This is a genomic window from Ruegeria sp. AP12, from assembly GCF_056540025.1.
In genome coordinates, this window is record NZ_JBQFVZ010000003.1 from 310265 (window position 1) to 329421 (window position 19157).

Here is a 19157-nt window from a genome sequence, read left to right on the forward strand (position 1 = left end):
GGAACGTCTTCCCAGAATTTACAAATGTTTTCCTTAAGTTTGGGCTAATTCAACTTATAAGTGTTAACATATGGTTTACTAAACCGAGCGCGCGACCGTATGGACGCGGGATGGGGTGCATCCTGAGAACCGGGCTTTCACGGATAACAGGAGTTTTGAAAATACATGCCCCCGCCACTTGGGCGGAGGCACGCCAGGGGCGGCGAAACTGGAGACGAACACCGCCCTTGGTGGGGCTCAGAACCCGTAGCGCAGGCCGAAATTGATGCTGAACGTGTCCAAGTCATCCTCGACCGTTCCCGTCGAAGCGCCGGTGGGGGCCAGACGCGCGGATGAGACGTCGAAGGCACGGGTATAGCGCGCATCAACGGTAAAGGCGGTGTCTTCGTTGATGTCATAGGCGACACCGGCGATCAGCTGTGCCGCGAAATCGGTGCCGCTGTCATCCAGCGTGACGCCGGGGCCGTAGGCGAAATCGATATCAGAATAGGTCGCACCCAGACCGAAACCGGCATAGGGGGTGAAGGCGCTGTTACCCTTGAAGTCGAACAGCACATTGGCAAAGAGCGAGGTTTGGGTCACATCGCCCGAGATATTACCCTCGGCCCCCGGGCCATTTCCGGAGAAGTTGACGCCGTCCACGTTGTTGTCGCGATAGGACAGCTCCAGCTCGATCCGCGTGCCAATGGCGTCATTGGACCATTGAGGGATCTCTTTACCGATTGCGATCCCCAGACCGACACCGCCATCGAAATCGGTATCGACGGATTCGGAAACGCCGCCGATGCTGCCGCTGAAGTCGGTATCCTGAAGGTCGCTATAGCCCAGGAAGCCGTGGATATAGGTGCCGTCCGTCAGGCTTTGCGCCGACGCGGTGGTCACACCCAAAATCAGCGCCGCCGAGGTAAGAAGAAGTCGAGAAACCATAATCCATGTCCTTTGTTCCGAATGGTCCATGGCGCTGATGTGGGCAATCGGAGGTCAAAAGGAAGGCGCGCGACCATCACTTCGCGTCACGGGATTTTGGGTGTGGGTGAGTGAATAAGTAGCCCATTGAACAATTGCAGTCGCAGGGCGGGCTTACCCTCGGGATGTTGGTCGTTCCATGAGGGGTTCTGACAGCAGTTCCTCGACAAAGAAGCTGAGCAGTTGCAAGCGGCCGGACACGCCTGCCTTGCGGTATACTGCAGCGCTTTGGGCCTTGATCGTACCTTCTTTGGTTTGCCACAGTTCCGCGATTTGGGCAATCGACAGGCCCTTGAGCGAGAGCAGCGCAACATCGCGTTCGGCTTTGCTTAGCCGCCATTCGTCAAACTGGGTGCCGATAACCTGTGCGAACGCGCCTTGGGCCACGCCAAGTTGGCGTTGGATATCGCGGACGCGCTGGTTCTGGGCGCGGATCAGCGCAATCGCTGCCGCCAATCCACCCAAAAGCGCTAGTGAGATCAAAAGTTCAAAACTGTGTAAGTACCGGAAGCCGGCGCTTTCGCCCCCGGTCCAATCCAGCAGAGCATCGGTCAGGAAAAAGGTGGCGCAGAGGGCCTGCACCACCAAAAGGAGCCACAACAAAGACGTTTGCGATATCTTCATGATGCTCCTTCAGGGTCGCGCGGTCAGTCGTCATCCTCTTCAAGTTCAATGGCGGTCACGGTGCCATCGACATTGTTCAGGACCAGTTCAGTTTCCACGCCATCCTTGCTGAGTTCAACCTCGATCTCGCCGTCTTCGAATTCGATCTCTTCGACCACATAGCCCTGCGCCTCCAGCGCCGCACGGATGTCAGCCTCATCCGTCCCCAGTTTTTCGCCCAGCCCCACATTGGCCAGGGCCAGCGCGGGGGCTGCTGCAATCAAACCGGCAAGGGTCAGAATTTTCAGGTTTTCCATATCGCATCTCCTGTTTTTGCGCGTTTCAATGCAATGGAGTTGGGAGGGTGCCCGGATCGTTTCGATTGGGCTTTGGTTGAAATGGGCGCAATTGGACCAAGGTTTATGTGTTCATTCAGGCCTTATCAAAGCCCACGGGTGGCAGAGTCGCATAAAAAAGGCCCCGGTGGATCACCGGGGCCTTCGTCATTAGAAAAGGGAAGCAGATTACTCTGCGCCTTCCTCTTTCTTTTCTTTCTTCTCAGGCACGATTTCTTCGCCGGTTTCCTGATCGACGACTTTCATCGACAGGCGCACCTTGCCGCGATCGTCAAAGCCCAGCAGCTTGACCTTTACTTCCTGGCCTTCCTTCAGAACATCCGACGGATGGTTCAGGCGGCGGTTTTCGATCTGGGACACGTGGACCAGACCGTCGCGCTTGCCAAAGAAGTTCACGAAGGCACCGAAGTCGACGATCTTGACCACTTTACCGGTGTAGATCTGACCCTCTTCCGGCTCGGCCACGATCGAATAGATCATGTCATAGGCCTTCTTGATCGACTCCCCATCGGGCGAGGCGATCTTGATGACGCCGTCGTCGTTGATGTCGACCTTGGCACCCGAGGTTTCCACGATCTCGCGGATGACCTTGCCGCCGGAACCGATCACTTCACGGATCTTGTCGGTGGGGATGTTCATGGTCTCGATGCGCGGAGCGTGGACCGAGAATTCGTTGGTCTCGGACAGGGCTTTGCCCATCTCGCCCAGGATGTGCATCCGGCCGTCCTTGGCTTGGGCCAGGGCTTTCTCCATGATCTCGGGCGTGATGCCTGCGACCTTGATGTCCATCTGCAGCGAGGTGATGCCGTTTTCGGTACCTGCCACTTTGAAGTCCATGTCGCCCAGGTGGTCTTCGTCACCCAGAATGTCCGACAGGATGGCATAGTTGCCGTCATCTTCCAGGATCAGACCCATGGCCACACCGGCAACCGGTGCTTTCAGCGGAACGCCCGCATCCATCATCGACAGCGAGCCGCCGCAGACCGACGCCATCGAGCTGGAGCCGTTGGATTCGGTGATTTCCGACACGATGCGGATCGTGTAGGGGAAGTCGGTTGCCGCAGGCAGAACCGCCTGTAGGGCGCGCCATGCCAGCTTGCCATGACCGATCTCACGACGGCCCGGGCCACCCACGCGGCCAACTTCACCGACCGAATACGGAGGGAAGTTGTAATGCAGCAGGAAGTTCGATTTGAAATTGCCATGCAGCGCGTCGATGAACTGTTCATCATCGCCGGTGCCCAGCGTGGTCACGGCCAGCGCCTGTGTTTCACCACGGGTGAACAGGGCGGAACCGTGCGTTCGGGGCAGCATCGAGGTTTCGGCTTCGATCCCACGGATGTCGGTGGTCGAACGACCGTCGATGCGCTTGCCGCCTTTGACGACGTCGCCGCGCAGGATGCCAGCTTCCAGCTTTTTCATCGCGGAACCAAGGTTGCCGTCTTCCAGCTGTTCCTCGGTCAATGCTTCCTTGATCGCTTCACGGGCAGCGGCAACAGCGGCGGTGCGCTCTTGCTTGTCGGTGATCGCGAAGGCGGCGCGCATCTGCTCTTCACCGGCAGCCGAAACAGCGGCGGACAGCTCCGAGTAGTCGGGCGCTTGGAATTCGAACGGCTCTTTCGCGGCTTCTTCGGCCAGCGAGATGATCAGGTCGATCACGGGCTGAATCTGCTCATGCGCGAAGTTAACCGCACCCAGCATTTCCGCCTCGGACAGTTCGTACGCTTCCGATTCCACCATCATCACGGCGTCTTTGGTACCGGCAACAACCAGGTCCAGACGCTGTTCAGGGTTCAGGCGCAGGTCCTGCATATCGTCCACGGTCGGGTTCAGAACGTATTCGCCATCTTCGAAACCAACGCGGGCACCGGCGATCGGCCCCATGAACGGCGCGCCGGAAATGGTCAGGGCAGCCGAAGCAGCGATCATCGCAACGATGTCGGGGTCGTTGACCAGATCGTGGCTCAGCACGGTGCACATCACCAGAACTTCGTTTTTGAAGCCGTCAACGAACAGCGGGCGGATCGGGCGGTCGATCAGACGCGCGGTCAGCGTCTCTTTCTCGGTCGGGCGCGCTTCGCGCTTGAAGAAGCCACCCGGAACCTTACCGGCGGCATAGTATTTTTCCTGATAGTGCACGGTCAGCGGGAAAAAATCCTGACCGGGCTTTTGAGCACGGGCAAAGGTCACGTTCGCCATGACGCTGGTTTCGCCCAGCGTGGCAATCACGCTGCCGTCAGCCTGACGGGCAACCTTGCCGGTTTCCAGTGTCAGCGTCTCTTCGCCCCACTGAATCGATTTCTTTGTTACATCAAACATATGCGTATCCTAGAACGGAGCACTCCCGCCCCTGCGGGTCTCCGGTTTGCATGGCGGCCCCATTGCCGCCGACCCCACTTTATCTTCCATTCGAGTGCCGGGGTCAGGGCACAACGTCTCAGATACCCGCGCGCATACAGGAGAAAACGTTGGAAGGAAAGCGAAACCGCACAAGGCGGTGGTGGACCGCCATGCCCGGAGTGTGACCGTTGCTGAACAACCGTGTGTGGCAAAACACGCAGGATTGCTTACATGGAAACACATGTCACATACCCGAGGATGCCATGACCTTTTGCCTGCGGTTGCTGAGCGTCGCGTTGCTGACCCTGTGGGGTTTTGCGGCACTGGCGTCCCAACCTGTCGAGTGGTCTGATCTGCCGGACCCTGCCGCGCAGGACTTTGAAGACCCGTTTCGCGAGCTGAGCGCCGAGCAGTTTGATGACCTGCGCTTTGCGCTGCGCTTGCGTGGGCGCTTGCAGCAGGATGTCGGCAGCGCGGACGAACAACACAAATGGCAAGAGCTTTTGTCCGAAACGGAACAGGCGCTGGCCGCCGATCAGATCGATATCGACCGGCTCATGTCCCAGCGTGATGCGGTGATTCAGCGTCGCGAGATGGCTGATACCGCCGGGAACCCCAAGGTCAACGATCAGGTTGTCACAATCACCGGCTATGTGATCCCCGCGCCTTCGGATGAACAGGGGCATGGTGTGGCTTATCTGGTGCCTCAGCCCGGTATGTGCAGCCACCTGCCGCCACCCCCGCCCAATCAGATGATCCGTGTCCGGCTTTCGGACCAGTGGGCCCCGACCTTGTATTATGAGCGTGTTCGCCTGACCGGGCGATTGACCATTGCGCCGACGGAATACGAGATGTTTGTGATCGACGGGCAGGTTCCGATGCGGGCCACGTTCCGTCTGGATGTCCACAACACCGAACCCCTGGGCAGCGGCGATGAGCATTTTCAGGAGTTCCTTACAGTGCATGATCGTTTACGCGCGGCGCTTCGGCAGAAATCCGGCGGGCCTGCCGAAGGCCCCTGAACCGGTTTGCGCCCTTTGCCTTGACTCCGTGATCAACACATTCCGAAAAAAGAATAATTTTGCCATATTATGATGACGGTGTAGGCTCGACCCACAAGACCTGCGGTCGCAAGGACGGGAACGCGCCAAGGGACTACAAAAATAAGGCCGTCTTCGACCGAATACCTTGGCGTTTGCACGTAGCAAACTGAGGGAAAGTCGAATGGCTGAAACCAAGAAAATGCTTGATCCGGATCCCCGGATTTATGACTTCGAAACCGAATATGAGCTGGGGCAGGATAACGTCCGGCCATTCGGTCTGGACATACACAATCCGGTCTTCCTGATCTCGAGTATCCTGATCTTTGCGTTCGTCCTGATCGCATTGGCCAATCAGGAGGCCGCGGCCTCGTTCTTTGGCTGGCTTCGGCCCTGGCTGACCAGCACGTTTGACTGGTTCCTTGTACTCTCGGTCGATGCAATCACCCTGTTCTGTCTGGTGCTGATCGTTCTGCCTGTCGGCAAGGTGAGGATCGGCGGCAAGGACGCCGAGCCTGATTATTCCTATGCCGGTTGGATCGCGATGATGTTCGCCGCCGGTATTGGCATCGGTCTGCTGTTCTTTGGCGTGATGGAGCCGGTTTATTACAACTTCGCCGAAGGCGGCAACGCCGCGCCCCTGGGCATCGACATTGCCGTGCCGGGTAACGAATACGCAGGCATCGTGGGCACGATCCATCATTGGGGCCTTGAAGGCTGGGCGGTTTACGCCGCTGTGGGTCTGAGCCTTGCGATTTTTGCCTACAATCTGGACCTGCCACTGACCCTGCGGTCGGCCTTTTATCCGTTGCTGGGCGAGCGGGTCTGGGGCTGGTGGGGCCACATTATCGACACGCTGGCGGTTTTTGCCACGTTGTTCGGCCTCACCACCTCTTTGGGTCTTGGGGCGCAACAGGTTGCGGCTGGCCTGAACGAGGTGTTCGGCATCACACCCAGCCCGACCGTGACGGTTCTGCTGATCATCGGTATCACGCTGATCGCGCTGGGCTCGGTCCTGATGGGTATGGATGCGGGCGTCAAACGGCTAAGCGAGATCAATATGATCATGGCCGTGGGCCTCTTCATCTTCGTGATCGTCGTCACCGGTGTTGGTACAGCCATTGCGCGCTATTTCAACGTCATGGTGGATTATGTGACGCACCTTCCGGCCTTGTCCAACCCGTTCGGGCGCGAAGATACCAGTTACTTCCATGGCTGGACGACCTTCTACTGGGCATGGTGGATCGCGTGGTCGCCCTTTGTGGGCATGTTCATTGCTCGCATCTCCAAGGGTCGCACGGTGCGTGAGTTTATCCTCTGCGCGCTGTTGGCCCCAACGGCCGTCTGTGCGTTGTGGATGTCGACCTTTGGTGGTGCCGCGATCGACATGCTGAACGCGGGCGGCGCAGAAGGTGTCCGCGCCACAGTGATCGACAGCTACGCCCCCGAAGGCGCGCTGTTCGGTTTCCTGAAAGAACTGCCGCTTTATGGCATCGTGGCTCCGATCGCGCTGATCCTGATCGTGGTGTTCTTTGTCACTTCGTCCGACTCGGGATCGCTGGTGATCGACACGATCACGGCGGGTGGCAAGATGGATGCGCCTGTTGTTCAGCGCGTGTTCTGGTGCACGCTGGAAGGTCTGGTGGCCATTGCACTGTTGCTGGGCGGCGGATTGTCCGCGCTGCAAGGGGCGGCAGTGTCGACGGGCATTCCATTCACGCTGGTGGTGCTGATGATGTGCTACTGCCTGTGGTTGGCGTTGAAATCAGAGCACGCCAAGATGTAAGCACCTTTAGTCACAGAAACGCCCGCCAATCGGCGGGCGTTTTCTTTTGGTCTGTCGCAACCGGATCAGAGGGCAACCGCCTCAAAAGACTTCAACAGGGGTCTGGCCGGGCTGTAGGAGTTGCTGCCCGATGTCCCCAACTCTGGGAACAGGTCCAGAATTTCCGAGCGCAGGTCATGATCCAGACTGCACAAGCCAACGGTACCGGGCAGAAAGCTTTCTGTTGCGGCCCCGTCGCTGAAAATGATCTCGTGCCGGTCAAACAGGATGTGGAAGTATTCGACCTCGGCGCAAGGCTGTTGGTAAATCGTTTCGCCGTTGATCAGGCTTTTCGCCGCAACCAGACATTCGGTTTCGCCAAACAACATCTCGGCCTTCCAGCCGGACAGCAAAACGCGATGGTTCTGCGAGACCGTCAGGTCACGGTCATTGCCGATTGTGCCGGCCTGAAACACCACCGGCACCCGATTGCCCTTGCCGGGAACGCGGCGTGATCCGATCCATCGGACCGGCTGCGCGCCGTTATCCTTGGTGACCACCAGATCACCGGCCTGAATATCTTCCACAGCAACTGGCCCGTCCGGGGTTTCGATCATCGTACCACGCGCAAAACAGGGTGGCGGCGGGGGAACGTCGAACGAGAAGTCGCCAATCCCCGAGCCGCCTGTGGATGAGCCATCAGGCGACGGGGTCGAGGTAATGATGACCTGAGACACCGGACCAGCGGTCGAAAACGACAGGACGTTAGGGATTGCGGTATCCGGGTCAATCAGAATGTTGCCTGCGGCGTCCTGGGTGATGTTGATCGTCCCGCCGGCGCTTTGAGTGATCGTGATTTCGGACAATGGGATTGGGTTTCCGTCTTCATCCAGAATCAGAATCTGATACCCGTCGTTGAATGACCCGCTGGCGTTTACCCCCCCAAGATCAAACGACAGATTGTTTACGGGGTTTGAAAAGCTGAAATCCGCTGTGTTCGGAGTGGTCGCAAAGTTGGAGTTGATGTCTGCGCCCGAATTTCCGGGGTTGTCGCTCACCCAATCACCGGTGAAATCTGCCGTGATCGTTGTAGAATTTGCCCCGTCCGATACAACGGTGCTGCCATCCTGGGCCGTGCCCGTACCATCCAGCCATATGGCCTGATCCAGTGTCGCCATCGCGCCTACTCACAAAACTTGTTACCCAACTTGCAGTCGCACGCTTAAGGACCGGTTAAGCGCAACTGCCAAATTTATAATACTACTAATGATGATCGTGTCATTAGCCTGTCGCTTGATCGGCAATTTCTTGACGATTTGCGGTGTGCAAAGGGTTGCCCAAATGCACCAACGCCCACCTGTTGGCGGGCGTCGCGTTTTCTTGAACCGGGTCTCGCGCTTGGGACGAGACGTGCAAACGCTTAGCGGCGGATGCCCAGCTTTTTGATCAGGTCCTGATAGCGCGCTTCTTCCTTGCCCTTCAGGTAGTCCAGCAGCTTACGGCGCTGAGCAACCATTTTCAGCAGACCGCGACGACCGTGGTTGTCTTTCTTGTGGGTCTTGAAGTGCTCGGTCAGGGTGTTGATGCGCGAGGTCAGGATCGCAACCTGAACTTCAGGCGAACCGGTGTCGCCTTCTTTGGTTGCGAATTCTTTCATGACGCGTGCTTTTTCAGCAGTAGTGATCGACATCGGGGTCTCCTTTAAAGGTTAGAGTTAATGGCGCAGGCCGGGATGTCGTCCAGCACAGGCCCATGGAGAAACCCGCACCGATTCCGATGCGGATGGGCGCGTATAGGCGCTTTTTCTGCCAATGGCAAAGGGATTCTGCGAGGCTAGTGCGTCTGCCCGTACTTGGCCAGCTGGGCTTCGGTAATCAATCGGATGTCGTCGCTGGTCATCCCGTCGGCCCCGTAAAGATGCGCAACCTCCTGCCCGTCGATGACAACGCGGGTCAGGTTGGTGTTCTCTTCGTCCTGCTGGATCTGAATGTCGGGATCGTCCGAGGCGTCCCATGTGATCAGCAACTTGTCCTCACCGGGCTGGAAACCCATGACGGTGACCTTTTCGTCATCCCCTTCGGTGTCGAGGATGATCTGGTCGGCCCCCTGGCCGCCATTGGCCACATCACCGCCCTGGGCCAGGATCGTGTCGTCGCCGGTGCCACCGTTCAGAAAGTCGGTGCTGGGCGTATTGCCGTCTTCGCCGCCAAACAGCAGGTCATCGCCATCACCGCCGAACAGCACATCTTCGCCTTCGCCACCGGACAGCGTGTCGTTGCCATAGCCACCGTGCAGCGCGTCATCGCCTGCGCCGCCTGCCAGCCTGTCGTCGCCCTGACCACCGTAGAGCGCATCCGCGCCCTCGCCGCCGTCCAGCTCATCGGCGCCGAAATGGCCATACAGCTTGTCGTCTCCTTCGTTTCCGGACAGCAGGTCGTCGTCCGCCTCGCCATGCAGAATGTCCGACCCGTGCCCGCCGGACATCACATCCTGACCGTCGCCCCCGTGCAGAACGTCATCGCCGCAACCGCCATTGATGATGTCGTCTCCGCCATAGCCGTTGATCTGGTCGTCCCCCTCCTGCCCGGTGATTTCATCCGTGCCGTCAGAGCCTGCGATCACCAGATCGCCAAGATGTTCTGAGATCACGGTGCCGGTTGAGATCTCCGGACCCTCGGGTGTTTCAGGTTCTTCAACGTTCTCGCCAATATCCAGAAATTCGCCTTCGGTTGGTTCCTCGGGCGTGTCGTTTATCGGTTCGTCGTCTTCGGGTTCCTCTTCGGTCGCGAACACGTCGCTCATGGCGTAAGCCGCGCCGCCGACGGCGGCCAATCCAAGCAATCCGGCCAAAAACATGGGAACCCTCCGAAAGCACACTGCTCCGAGGTTGAACTATCCCATCCGGCTCCCGGTTTGGTCAAAGCAAGCCTGAGTCCGTGGTTAACCCTTTGTCACCACGCCTCGGGCTGCTGGGTGTATGCGATATAAAGCGGGTGTTTGGGGTGCCCGTCCTTGGTCAGCCCCAGATGAAACAGAGGCTGGCCGGTGCCGCGCAGCAGGGTTTCCACCGCCGGGCCACGTTCCAGATGCGCGCCATGGGTGCCCCAGGCGGCGATGACCTGATCGGCCCATTGCACGCCGTCCAGAATTGCGGCGTCATTCTCGGGCCCCACCGGATCGGCAGCGGCGCGCATCTTGCGCGGGTCAGTGTCGCGCCAGGCGAAGATATTTGTCACCTGAAACGCCCCGAACCCCAGCGCCCGCGCGCGGCGTTCGCAGCGTTCAACGGTGGGGTCGTTCTGCACCTCGGTCGCGGTTGAGGGGTTCAGCATCACAAACAGCGCCTTGCGCCCCGACGCATCCCAAACGCGGGTCAGGCTATAGCGATACTTCTCGCAATCCGAATAGATGGCGGTCGAGGGCGCGTCGCCCTTGGTATGGGTGCGTGTGATCATGTCTTTCGGCTAGCACAGCGTTCAAGCGACGAACACCCGGCTGGGATGCAATTCGCCGGATTTGTAGATGCCCACGGCCACGGCCTTGCCATCGAGCGAGGCCCAGGCTTCGTCGCCATATTCCACGTCCGACGCCAGCACCATGCCCGGATTGCCGTTGCGCAGGCGGGTGGCACCCTCGGGGGTGCATTTCAGCTCGGGCAGGTCCGACAGGCCGGTTTCCAGCGGATGCAGGTACTCGTCCAGTGCCTCGGTCTTGGCCATCTCGTCGATCTGTTCGATGGACAGGCCGTCTTCGGCCTCGAACGGGCCGGACCAGATGCGGCGGAGTTCCTTGACGTGGCCGTAACATCCCAACGCTGCACCCAGATCGCGCGCGATCGAGCGGACATAGCCGCCTTTGCCGCAGGTCATCTCAAGCACCACGTGGTCTTCGTCGGGGCGGTCGACCACCACCAGTTCCTCGACCCACAGGGGCCGGGCAGACAGTTCCACATCCTCGCCATCGCGGGCCAGCTTATAGGCGCGCTGTCCGTCGATCTTCACGGCTGAGAACTTGGGCGGCACCTGCATGATGTCGCCCAGAAACGGAGCCAGCGCCTGTTTGATATCGTCATCCGAGGGGCGTGCATCGCTTTCCGCAATCACCTCGCCTTCGGCATCGTCGGTATTGGTGGCCTGACCCAGACGCACGGTGAAGGTGTAGGCTTTCAAGGCGTCGGTGATGTAAGGAACGGTCTTGGTCGCCTCACCCAAAGCCACGGCCAGAACGCCGGTTGCCTCGGGGTCCAGCGTGCCCGCGTGGCCCGCCTTTTTGGCATCCATCGCCCAACGCACCTTGTTGACTACGGATGTCGAGGTCATGCCCGCAGGCTTGTCCACCACCAGCCAACCGGAAATGTCGCGGCCCTTGCGTTTGCGTCCCATCTTGCACCTTGCCTTTTGCTGAGGCGCGCGGGTTAGCGGATCGTTTTGCCGCTGTCAATTTGTGGGCGTATCTTCCACCACACCCACAATTGGCCCCAGCGAGAACCCCAGATCCGAACGCCCGCCCGCCCGATCATACATGCGCGAGATATTGCCATCGAAGAACAGCGCATTCGGGGTGCCGATCACATCCCGAAACAGGCTGCCGAACTCGTGAAAGGTCACGTAATCCTCCGAGATCGCAAACACCGCCTGCGTTCCATCGGCGCTGGTGCCCACCCCGTTGCGCACATAGAGCGAGGTCGAATCGGGCAGGAAACGCGGATGCAGTTCTCCGTCGATCACCAGCATCGGGCCGGACTGGGTGGCGAACCGGCAATCGGGGGCCTGATCGACATAGGTCAATGTCTCATACACATCGGCGCGACCGTCACGGATGCAGAATACGCCGTTGGGCAACAGGCCGAAATTGCCGGGGCCTGCATTCGGGATCACGCGCATTTGCTCGTGTCCCTCTTCGACATAATGCCCGACGGGCGAGCGGTCGTCGTGGTACATGCCCGCGTTCATCGCAAAGGCCAGTTGCTTACCGCTGGGCGCAAGCGCTTCGTTCACGGATGAAAAATGCCCCAGCACCGCGCCGTTTTCATCATTCAGAAACAGGCGCAGGTCTTCATTGGCGGTGTCCACTTCGCAGACGGTATACCGCTTGTCCTCATGGGTCAGCTTTTCGCAGGTCACCGCGCCCGCCTGCGCCGCCCACATGGCAGCGCCCAACGTGACAAGGGTACGGATCACTCGTCCAGATCGCGGCGCACCGCGTCCTGTTCGAACATGCGGCGGGTATCGTCCAGACGGTCAAATGTATCATCCAGACGGAACCGCAGATCGGGCGAGAATTTCAGGTTCAGTTTCTTGCCAATCACGCGCCGCAGTTCACCTTTGTTGCGGGCCAGCAGTTCAATCACGTCCTCCTGCCCCTTGCCGCCAAGGGGCAGCACATAGGCGGTGGCGATCTTCAGATCGGGCGAGGTGCGCACCTCACCCACTGTGATCGACATGCGGTTCAGGTCGGGGTCGTGGACATCTCCGCGCGCCAGAACCTCGGACAGGGTGCGGCGGATCAGTTCGCCGACACGCAGTTGCCGTTGGGACGGGCCGGGGCCATCGTGGAATTTGTTCTTTGCCATATTCCCGATCTAAGCGCAAAGCAGGGCTTTGCCAAGCGGGCGCGAACGGGGTAGGAGGCTTTGAGCCGACTTAGCGAAAAGGACCAGCGCAATGACCCATATTCCGGGGATCGTCATCACAGGGGCTTCGGGCCGTATGGGGCAGATGCTGATCAAGACCGTGTCTGATAGCGATCAGGCGCGTCTGGTCGGTGTGGTCGAGCGTAAAGGCCACGACTGGATCGGTCAGGACGTCGGTGAAGCGATGGGCGGTCAGGCATTGGGCGTGACTGTAACGGACGACCCTCTGGAGGCATTCGCGCAGGCGCAGGCCGTGATCGATTTCACCGCGCCCGAGGCGACGCTGGATTTTGCCGCACTGGCCGCACAGGCGCGTTGCGTGCATGTGATCGGCACCACCGGCATGACAGACGAACAGATCGCGGCGCTGGAACCGGCCTCGCGCCATGCGGTCATCGTGCGGGCGGGCAACATGAGCCTTGGCGTCAACCTGTTGATGCAACTGACCAAAAAGGTCGCCGCTGCGCTGGATGAGGATTTCGACATCGAGATCATAGAAGGCCATCACCACCACAAGGTCGATGCGCCTTCGGGCACCGCGCTGATGTTAGGCGAGGCCGCCGCCGAGGGGCGCGGCGTCAAGCTGAACGATGTGTCCGACCGGGGCCGCGACGGCATCACCGGCGCGCGCAAACGCGGCGATATCGGCTTTCACGCCATTCGCGGCGGAGATGTGGTTGGCGAACACGACGTCCTGTTCGCCGCACCCGGAGAGCGCATCGTCTTGCGCCATCTGGCCTCGGACCGCGCCATCTTTGCCCGCGGCGCGCTGAAGGCGGCGCTGTGGGGGCAGGGCAAAGCGCCGGGTCAGTATGACATGGTGGATGTGTTGGGGTTGTAGGCCCATAGACGGATCGCCCTAAGGCGCTAAGGTCTGCTTATGCGGATCCTGAAATCTCGTTTGGCAATCGGATTGTTGTTGGCAGTGTTCTATCTGACGCTGCTGCCGTTTGTGGTGCATGGGTTCGGAATGATCGGCCTTGGGCTGTCGCACAATGCGCCCGCGCAAAGCTATTTGTTTGCGGACGGTCAGAGCGTCGGAAACGCGGCGATGATTCTGCATATCTTTGCCGGAACGGTGTTGGTGACGCTGGTGCCCTTGCAATTGATCCGCCCCCTTCGGCAGAGGTTCAATGGGTTTCACCGTGCATTGGGGACGATGCTGATTGCGCTGGCTCTGATCACCGGGCTGGCCGGGATGACCTATATCCCCTTGCGCGGAACAATCGGCGGCCCGGATATGTCCGCGGGCTTTTTCTTGTACGGCCTGTGCCTGTTTACCTCGGCGCTGATGTTGGCGCGCATGGCGATCATTCGGGATCGCGCGGGCCATTGGGCCTGGGGATTACGACTGTTCTGGCTGGCGCTGGGGTCGTGGCTCTACCGGGTGCATTATACGCTTTGGTATCTGCTGACCGGAGGGATTGGGTCAGAGCCCGATTTCTCGGGCCCTTTCGATCTGGTGCAGAACTTTGCGTTCTTTGTACCCTATCTGCTGATCGTTCAGATATGGATCATGCGTAAGCGTTCGGGCCATGAAGGAGTGCTGGTCACACATCCCTGATCTTGTCCGCCCTGAGAGGACAAGCCAGATAGAGGCCGAACTCTTTGCCGATATCGGCACTGACGCGGGCATGAACCCGTCCCTGCCGGTCAAGGAATCGCTGATTGTCTTCGACCGGGAAAATCCCCTCGTGCCAGATGCCGGGATGGATATAGAGCCCGCGAGAGCCGTCGCACCAGAACGCCACCACTTTGTCGGGCGTCAGGTTGTCTCCGGGCAGGGCGGCGGGGACGATGAAGGGTTTGTTGTCCAGCGGCCAGAACATCTGCCCGCCATCGGGGTGATAGTTCATATGCCACAGCAAGACCTGGTCGCGGGGTGCGGTTTGCCGGTCGGTCTGTGCCTGCTGAGGGTCAGCGGACCAGCCGAGGACATAATGGCCCTTGACTGCCTCGTTCTCGCCATAGAGCACATCGCCCTGCCAGTCGCATTTGAACGTCCCCTCGACCCAGCCGCCTTCGTCGCCGGTGCCCTCGTCGATGGGCCGCCAGCCTTGCTGCGGCCAGCGGGTGATCTCGATTTCGAATGTGTCGGGGTCATCGACCAGACAGCCGTATCCCTTGACCGATGTGTCTGTCGCGCGGATCAGTGGCACCTCATGCCATGGCAACGAGGGTTTGGAACTGGCCTCAAAGATATACTCCGGCGCGCTCATGCCGACCCCAGATGTTTATCGACCATGCGCTGAACCATCGGCGCGAAATGGGCGAAATCGGGCGTCTCCATATCGGCGTGTTTGCCAGCCTCGTCCAGATAGCGGACCTGAATGATTTCCTTCAGGTTCGGGTTGGCCTCGAATGCGGCGACTTCCTCGGTGCTCATCGGGCCGCCCTGCAATTCCAGCGTATGGACCGAGGCGGCAGACAGGCGGTTGAAATACTCGGGCTTGGTGGCGCAGAGATAGCGTTTGGCCGCCACGTGATAGCGGCAGCAATCGGTGATGACCGAGGGGAAGAAATGCTCCAGCACCTCGGCGCCCGCGTCCTCGTGATGGCGGTCTTCGGTGTCGTCGGGGTGATAGGTGCCGAATTCCGAGGTGAAGTGACCAATATCGTGCAGCAGGGCACCGACGATGATTTCCTCGGGCTGGCCGTTCTGCTCGGCAATCGTTGCACCTTGCAGCATATGTTCGGCCATGGTGACGGGTTCGCCCAGATATTCCTCACCACCGCGACGCTCGAAGATATCGCCGATGAAGGCCACGATATTGTCCCGGTTCAGGGTCGAAAAATCCGGTTTCATTCCGCGGCCTCCGGCTGTGCCATCTCCATCGCTGCCAGCGTGGACAGCAATCCGTCCTTGTCGGCGTAGCAGCCCTGCAACCAGCGCGAGCCTGCGCCGGAATAGCCCAGACGTGCGTGCAGGACGCGGGTGTTGTCGACGATAAAGCTCTCGCCCGGTTCCAGTTTGAACGACACGCCCATGGCCGGATCGTCGATGATCTCGCCCAACTGGCGATAGGCGGCGTAGTAGGCCTCCACATGGTCGAACGGGATGTCCACGAACGGCGCGGATGAGCGGTTGTTGAAGCGGATGCCGATCAACTCCCCATCCGGCGACAACTCGATCATCGGGCGGCGCGAGCGCAGGCAGACGCCGTCCGAGCCCTTGTATTCGAACCGGGCGGGGTAGCCTGCCAGCAGGGCAAAGCCTTCGGGGTTCTGTTCACGCAGCTTTTCGGCGGCGCGGAAGCCGTCAACCACGATGGAATCGCCACCTTCGGCTGAGTTCTCAAGGCAATAAAGGATTTGCAGAGTCGGCACCGGGTCGCGGTATGGATTATCTGTGTGCGCCTGCAAACCCAGCCCGGTATAGGCGAGGTTGGTCGGGTTCACCTCGGTCCGCACCTCGAAATAGGGGCCGTAATTGGTCTCGCGCACGTAGCCGAACAGATCGGCCACTTTCAGCAGCGATTCCGGCTCGGTCGGGCCGCCGGTCAGCTTGGCGAAACCGTATTCGGCCACAGCAGCCAGCCAATCCCGTTTGGCGGTCGGGTTGGCGTGGACCTGATCCCAATCGCCGCTGGGTGCGGCTATGCCGCGTTCCCAGGTGGTGATGCCGGGGGCGGTGCGGCCGATGTCCTGCGCATGGGCGCGGTCATAGCTGTGATCGGCCAACCAACCGGCGGGGAAGGTGACGGTTTTGCCTTCGGGCTGGAAGGTCACGGTCAGATCGCCGTTCACAACCTGTGCCGCGCTGACCGAAATATCGGCGGGAATATCACCGATGGTAATCAGGCGCTGACCGTTGCCCGGCGCGCGGGTCTCAGAGTCCAGCGCGTTGTCGCGCAGCCAGATGGCGTGGAAACGGGCCGTGGTGCCGGTGTCGAACGCGACAGTCACGACCGAGGCGTCATGGGTGGCGGTGCGCAGCATTGGGGGATCTCCTGTTCAGCGCGGCTTTGGTTGAGGAAATACGCGCCCCGTGGCATTACGACAATTAATCCTTCTTTCGGCTGAGGCTTGGAAAAACTTATGGGTAAGAAAAAGATCGGATTGCCCCCGCTGGACTGGCTGCGCGTGTTCGAGGCCGCTGGTCGGCTGGGCGGCTTCTCGGCGGCGGCGAAAGAGTTCGGACTGACTCAGGCGGCAGTCAGCCAGCGGATCGGCAATCTTGAGGCCTGGTTGGGCCGGACCCTGTTTGTGCGCGAGGCGCGCGGCGTGTCGCTGACGGTGGAGGGCGAAAGCTATCTGCCGCTGGTGCAGGACAGTTTGCAGGCGCTGGAACGCAATACCGAGGATCTGTTCGGCAAATCTCCGCGCGAATTGCGGGTGGCCGGGCTGGCCTCGAACATCCATGCGCTGGTTCTGCCCGGTCTGGCGCGGTTTCACGACATGCGGCCCAAGGTGCGGGTGATGACCGATTCCGTGGCGCGCCGGTCCTCGCTGGATGAGGAACGGACATGGCTGCAAATCCGCTATGGCCGAGGGGCGTGGCCGGGGCGGGATGCCGAATTGATCGCGCCCGAGGTGCTGGTGCCGATGGCCGCGCCCGGTATTGGCTGGGGCGCGCCGCTGATTGATCTGCGCGGCGAACGGCCCGGTTGGCGGGACTGGGCGCGGAAGACGGGGCAGGCGGAATTGCCTCCGTCTCAGGTCAGTTTTGATTCGATGGAACATGCCCTGTCAGCGGCCCGTCAGGGGATGGGTGTGGTGCTGGGCTCGGTGCCTCTGGCGCAGGCGGATTTGCAGGCGGGACGGTTGCGCAGGCTGGACCTGCCCGAATTGCAGACCAAGGATGGTTATTGGCTGACATGGCCCGAGGACCGGGCCAAATCGAAAAAACAACGCGCCCTGATTGGTGATTTTCTTCAGGCGCTGCGGGGTTGAGCGCCTAGAAATCGATGGCGATGCCCTTTTTCTCCCAATCGCCATAGCGGGCCGGGTCGGGTCCGTCGCGCCCGCCCAATTCCTTGGGCATCTCTTTTGCCTCGGCCTGTTTGCGGCGTTCCTCGGCCTCGGCCAATGCGCGCTGGGCGGCGGGGGGCAGGTCTGTGCGGTCGTCACTCATGACATCGGGTTCCTTTCCGTGCAGGGGCTTGATATACGCCCCCGTCCGCCCTTGGCAATGCGGGCGAGGGTCACATCAAAGGCGGTTCCATGTCCGATAACGCAACGGCAGCGCGACGCAGCGCGATCTATCTGCTGGATCAGATTCTGGGAGAGGGGCGGCTGTTGTCCGAATGTCTGGCCGCAGGTGCGCTGGATCGGCTGGACCCCGAAGATCGCGCGCGGGCGCAGCGCCTGACGCTGGAAACCCTGCGCGGGTTGGAGCGTGCGGACCGGCTGCTGGACAATCACCTGAACCGGACCCCGGCCCTGACGGTGCACAATGCCCTGCGTTTGGGCGCGGTCGAGCTGTGTCACGGCGAGGCCGCGCATGGTGTTGTGAACTCGATGGTCGAGATTGTCGGCCGGTCGCGCAAGCACGGGCGTCTCAAGGGGCTGGTGAACGCCGTGCTGCGCAAAGTCGCCGCCGAAGGCCCGGAGGCCTGGCCGAAGATGCGGGTGCCGCGTTTGCCCGAATGGCTGCGCGACCCGCTGGTTATGGCCTGGGGGGCCGAGGCCGTCGCGGGCATGGAGCAGGCCCATTTCGCCGGTGCGCCTTTGGACTTGTCGCTGAAACCCGGTGCGAGCGGACCCGGTGACGCTCTGCCAACGGGGTCGATGCGAGTGCGGGTTGCGGGGCAGGTGTCGGCCCTGCCGGGGTTCGACACGGGCGATTGGTGGGTTCAGGATGCAGCGGCGGCCTTGCCGGTGCGTGTTCTGGCACCCAATGCCGGTGAGAAAATTCTGGACCTCTGCGCCGCACCGGGCGGCAAAACGCTGCAACTTGCCGCTGCCGGGGCCGAGGTCACGGCACTGGATATCTCGGAAGGGCGACTGGAACGCGTCCGCGAAAACCTTGCGCGGACCGGGCTGAAGGCAAATGTCATCGCAGGCGATGCGCTGGACCACCAAGGCCAATACGATGCCATCCTGCTGGACGCGCCCTGTTCCGCCACCGGCACCATCCGCCGCCATCCCGATCTGCCCTTTGCCAAGGACGGTTCGGAATTCGGCGGGTTGATCGAGTTGCAGGCGCAGATGCTGGCCCGTGCCTGGACCTTGCTGAAACCCGGCGGGCGGTTGGTCTATTGCACCTGTTCGCTGTTGCCCGACGAAGGCGAGGTGCAGGTTGAGGAAGCCTTGGGCATGTTCCCCGGCATGACCGTCAACCGCGACGCGTTGAACATCGACGGGGTCGAGCCGGACTGGATCACCGAAGAAGGTGGCCTGCGTCTGCGCCCCGATTACTGGCCGGATCGCGGTGGTATGGACGGGTTCTATATCGCCTGCCTCACCAAATCCGCCTGAGCACACGCTTTTCGATGACTTGACGATCGGCACGG

General features: G+C 60.5%; 21 protein-coding genes. 6 read left to right on the plus strand and 15 right to left on the minus strand.

Features of this window, described 5'->3' with window-relative positions; all coding sequences use genetic code 11:
• Positions 1 to 237: 237 nt before the first annotated feature.
• The 4 genes from ACR0E6_RS12470 to pnp all read right to left on the minus strand — a co-directional run bounded on the left by ACR0E6_RS12470 (position 238) and on the right by pnp (position 4244).
• Positions 238 to 927, minus strand: a complete 690-nt coding sequence (locus tag ACR0E6_RS12470) for an outer membrane protein (protein WP_480583802.1) — start codon at positions 925 to 927, stop codon at positions 238 to 240.
• A gap of 153 nt (positions 928 to 1080) precedes the next feature.
• Entirely contained in the window at positions 1081 to 1590 is a 510-nt protein-coding gene (locus ACR0E6_RS12475) for a helix-turn-helix transcriptional regulator (RefSeq protein ID WP_480583805.1), read from the minus strand.
• A gap of 23 nt (positions 1591 to 1613) precedes the next feature.
• Positions 1614 to 1886, minus strand: a complete 273-nt coding sequence (locus tag ACR0E6_RS12480) for a PepSY domain-containing protein (protein WP_170735800.1) — start codon at positions 1884 to 1886, stop codon at positions 1614 to 1616.
• Between the two features lie 207 nt (positions 1887 to 2093).
• The gene (gene pnp, locus ACR0E6_RS12485; protein ID WP_480583809.1) at positions 2094 to 4244 is read right to left on the minus strand and encodes a polyribonucleotide nucleotidyltransferase; all 2151 of its coding nucleotides are present in this window, start codon (positions 4242 to 4244) and stop codon (positions 2094 to 2096) included.
• Positions 4245 to 4528: 284 nt separating this feature from the next.
• Between pnp and ACR0E6_RS12490 the strand changes: the two genes are divergently transcribed.
• Together ACR0E6_RS12490 and ACR0E6_RS12495 are read left to right on the plus strand one after the other, a co-directional pair.
• Positions 4529 to 5287: a DUF3299 domain-containing protein gene (locus ACR0E6_RS12490; protein WP_480583812.1), complete on the plus strand. Its 759-nt coding sequence runs from the start codon at positions 4529 to 4531 to the stop codon at positions 5285 to 5287.
• A 202-nt stretch (positions 5288 to 5489) separates the two neighbouring features.
• Positions 5490 to 7091: a BCCT family transporter gene (locus ACR0E6_RS12495; RefSeq protein ID WP_170453627.1), complete on the plus strand. Its 1602-nt coding sequence runs from the start codon at positions 5490 to 5492 to the stop codon at positions 7089 to 7091.
• A gap of 65 nt (positions 7092 to 7156) precedes the next feature.
• On the opposite strand, the gene ACR0E6_RS12500 is transcribed toward ACR0E6_RS12495, so the two are convergent.
• From ACR0E6_RS12500 to rbfA, 7 genes are all read right to left on the minus strand, one after another.
• On the minus strand, positions 7157 to 8248 hold the full coding sequence (locus tag ACR0E6_RS12500; protein WP_480583815.1) for a Hint domain-containing protein: 1092 nt from the start codon (positions 8246 to 8248) through the stop codon (positions 7157 to 7159).
• 242 nt (positions 8249 to 8490) lie between these two features.
• On the minus strand, positions 8491 to 8760 hold the full coding sequence (rpsO, locus tag ACR0E6_RS12505; RefSeq protein ID WP_170453629.1) for a 30S ribosomal protein S15: 270 nt from the start codon (positions 8758 to 8760) through the stop codon (positions 8491 to 8493).
• 143 nt (positions 8761 to 8903) lie between these two features.
• A complete protein-coding gene (locus ACR0E6_RS12510; protein WP_480583819.1) occupies positions 8904 to 9926 on the minus strand; it encodes a calcium-binding protein in 1023 nt (340 codons plus the stop codon).
• A gap of 95 nt (positions 9927 to 10021) precedes the next feature.
• A complete protein-coding gene (locus ACR0E6_RS12515; protein WP_480583823.1) occupies positions 10022 to 10525 on the minus strand; it encodes a DUF1643 domain-containing protein in 504 nt (167 codons plus the stop codon).
• Positions 10526 to 10546: 21 nt separating this feature from the next.
• Positions 10547 to 11452: a tRNA pseudouridine(55) synthase TruB gene (gene truB / locus ACR0E6_RS12520; RefSeq protein ID WP_480583826.1), complete on the minus strand. Its 906-nt coding sequence runs from the start codon at positions 11450 to 11452 to the stop codon at positions 10547 to 10549.
• 54 nt (positions 11453 to 11506) lie between these two features.
• The gene (locus ACR0E6_RS12525) at positions 11507 to 12250 is read right to left on the minus strand and encodes a phosphodiester glycosidase family protein (RefSeq protein ID WP_480583829.1); all 744 of its coding nucleotides are present in this window, start codon (positions 12248 to 12250) and stop codon (positions 11507 to 11509) included.
• Entirely contained in the window at positions 12247 to 12642 is a 396-nt protein-coding gene (rbfA, locus tag ACR0E6_RS12530; protein ID WP_170453633.1) for a 30S ribosome-binding factor RbfA, read from the minus strand. Before rbfA ends, ACR0E6_RS12525 begins: the two co-directional genes overlap by 4 nt.
• Before the next feature lie 91 nt (positions 12643 to 12733).
• On the opposite strand from rbfA, the gene dapB reads away from it, so the two are divergent.
• Positions 12734 to 13543, plus strand: coding sequence for a 4-hydroxy-tetrahydrodipicolinate reductase (gene dapB / locus ACR0E6_RS12535; protein ID WP_170453634.1), 810 nt, complete (start codon positions 12734 to 12736; stop codon positions 13541 to 13543).
• 84 nt (positions 13544 to 13627) lie between these two features.
• A complete protein-coding gene (locus ACR0E6_RS12540; RefSeq protein WP_480583918.1) occupies positions 13628 to 14266 on the plus strand; it encodes a DUF2306 domain-containing protein in 639 nt (212 codons plus the stop codon).
• Here ACR0E6_RS12540 and ACR0E6_RS12545 read toward each other — a convergent pair.
• From ACR0E6_RS12545 to tmpA, 3 genes are read right to left on the minus strand one after another with little or no spacing between them, the layout of a single operon-like run.
• Complete coding sequence (locus ACR0E6_RS12545) at positions 14253 to 14921, minus strand: ureidoglycolate lyase (protein WP_480583832.1); 669 nt, start codon at positions 14919 to 14921, stop codon at positions 14253 to 14255. The two genes, ACR0E6_RS12540 and ACR0E6_RS12545, sit on opposite strands and share 14 nt — an antisense overlap.
• A complete protein-coding gene (tmpB, locus tag ACR0E6_RS12550; protein ID WP_480583835.1) occupies positions 14918 to 15508 on the minus strand; it encodes a (R)-1-hydroxy-2-trimethylaminoethylphosphonate oxygenase in 591 nt (196 codons plus the stop codon). The genes ACR0E6_RS12545 and tmpB overlap by 4 nt, the downstream gene beginning before the upstream one ends.
• Positions 15505 to 16641 carry a 2-trimethylaminoethylphosphonate dioxygenase gene (gene tmpA / locus ACR0E6_RS12555; protein WP_480583838.1) on the minus strand — a complete coding sequence of 379 codons (1137 nt, stop codon included), beginning with the start codon at positions 16639 to 16641 and terminating at the stop codon, positions 15505 to 15507. The genes tmpB and tmpA overlap by 4 nt, the downstream gene beginning before the upstream one ends.
• Before the next feature lie 99 nt (positions 16642 to 16740).
• Between tmpA and ACR0E6_RS12560 the strand changes: the two genes are divergently transcribed.
• Positions 16741 to 17595: a LysR family transcriptional regulator gene (locus ACR0E6_RS12560; RefSeq protein ID WP_480583841.1), complete on the plus strand. Its 855-nt coding sequence runs from the start codon at positions 16741 to 16743 to the stop codon at positions 17593 to 17595.
• Positions 17596 to 17599: 4 nt separating this feature from the next.
• Here ACR0E6_RS12560 and ACR0E6_RS12565 read toward each other — a convergent pair whose 3' ends face one another.
• Positions 17600 to 17776: a DUF1674 domain-containing protein gene (locus tag ACR0E6_RS12565; RefSeq protein ID WP_170623213.1), complete on the minus strand. Its 177-nt coding sequence runs from the start codon at positions 17774 to 17776 to the stop codon at positions 17600 to 17602.
• Between the two features lie 89 nt (positions 17777 to 17865).
• On the opposite strand from ACR0E6_RS12565, the gene ACR0E6_RS12570 reads away from it, so the two are divergent.
• The gene (locus ACR0E6_RS12570; protein WP_480583844.1) at positions 17866 to 19122 is read left to right on the plus strand and encodes an RsmB/NOP family class I SAM-dependent RNA methyltransferase; all 1257 of its coding nucleotides are present in this window, start codon (positions 17866 to 17868) and stop codon (positions 19120 to 19122) included.
• Positions 19123 to 19157: the final 35 nt, after the last annotated feature.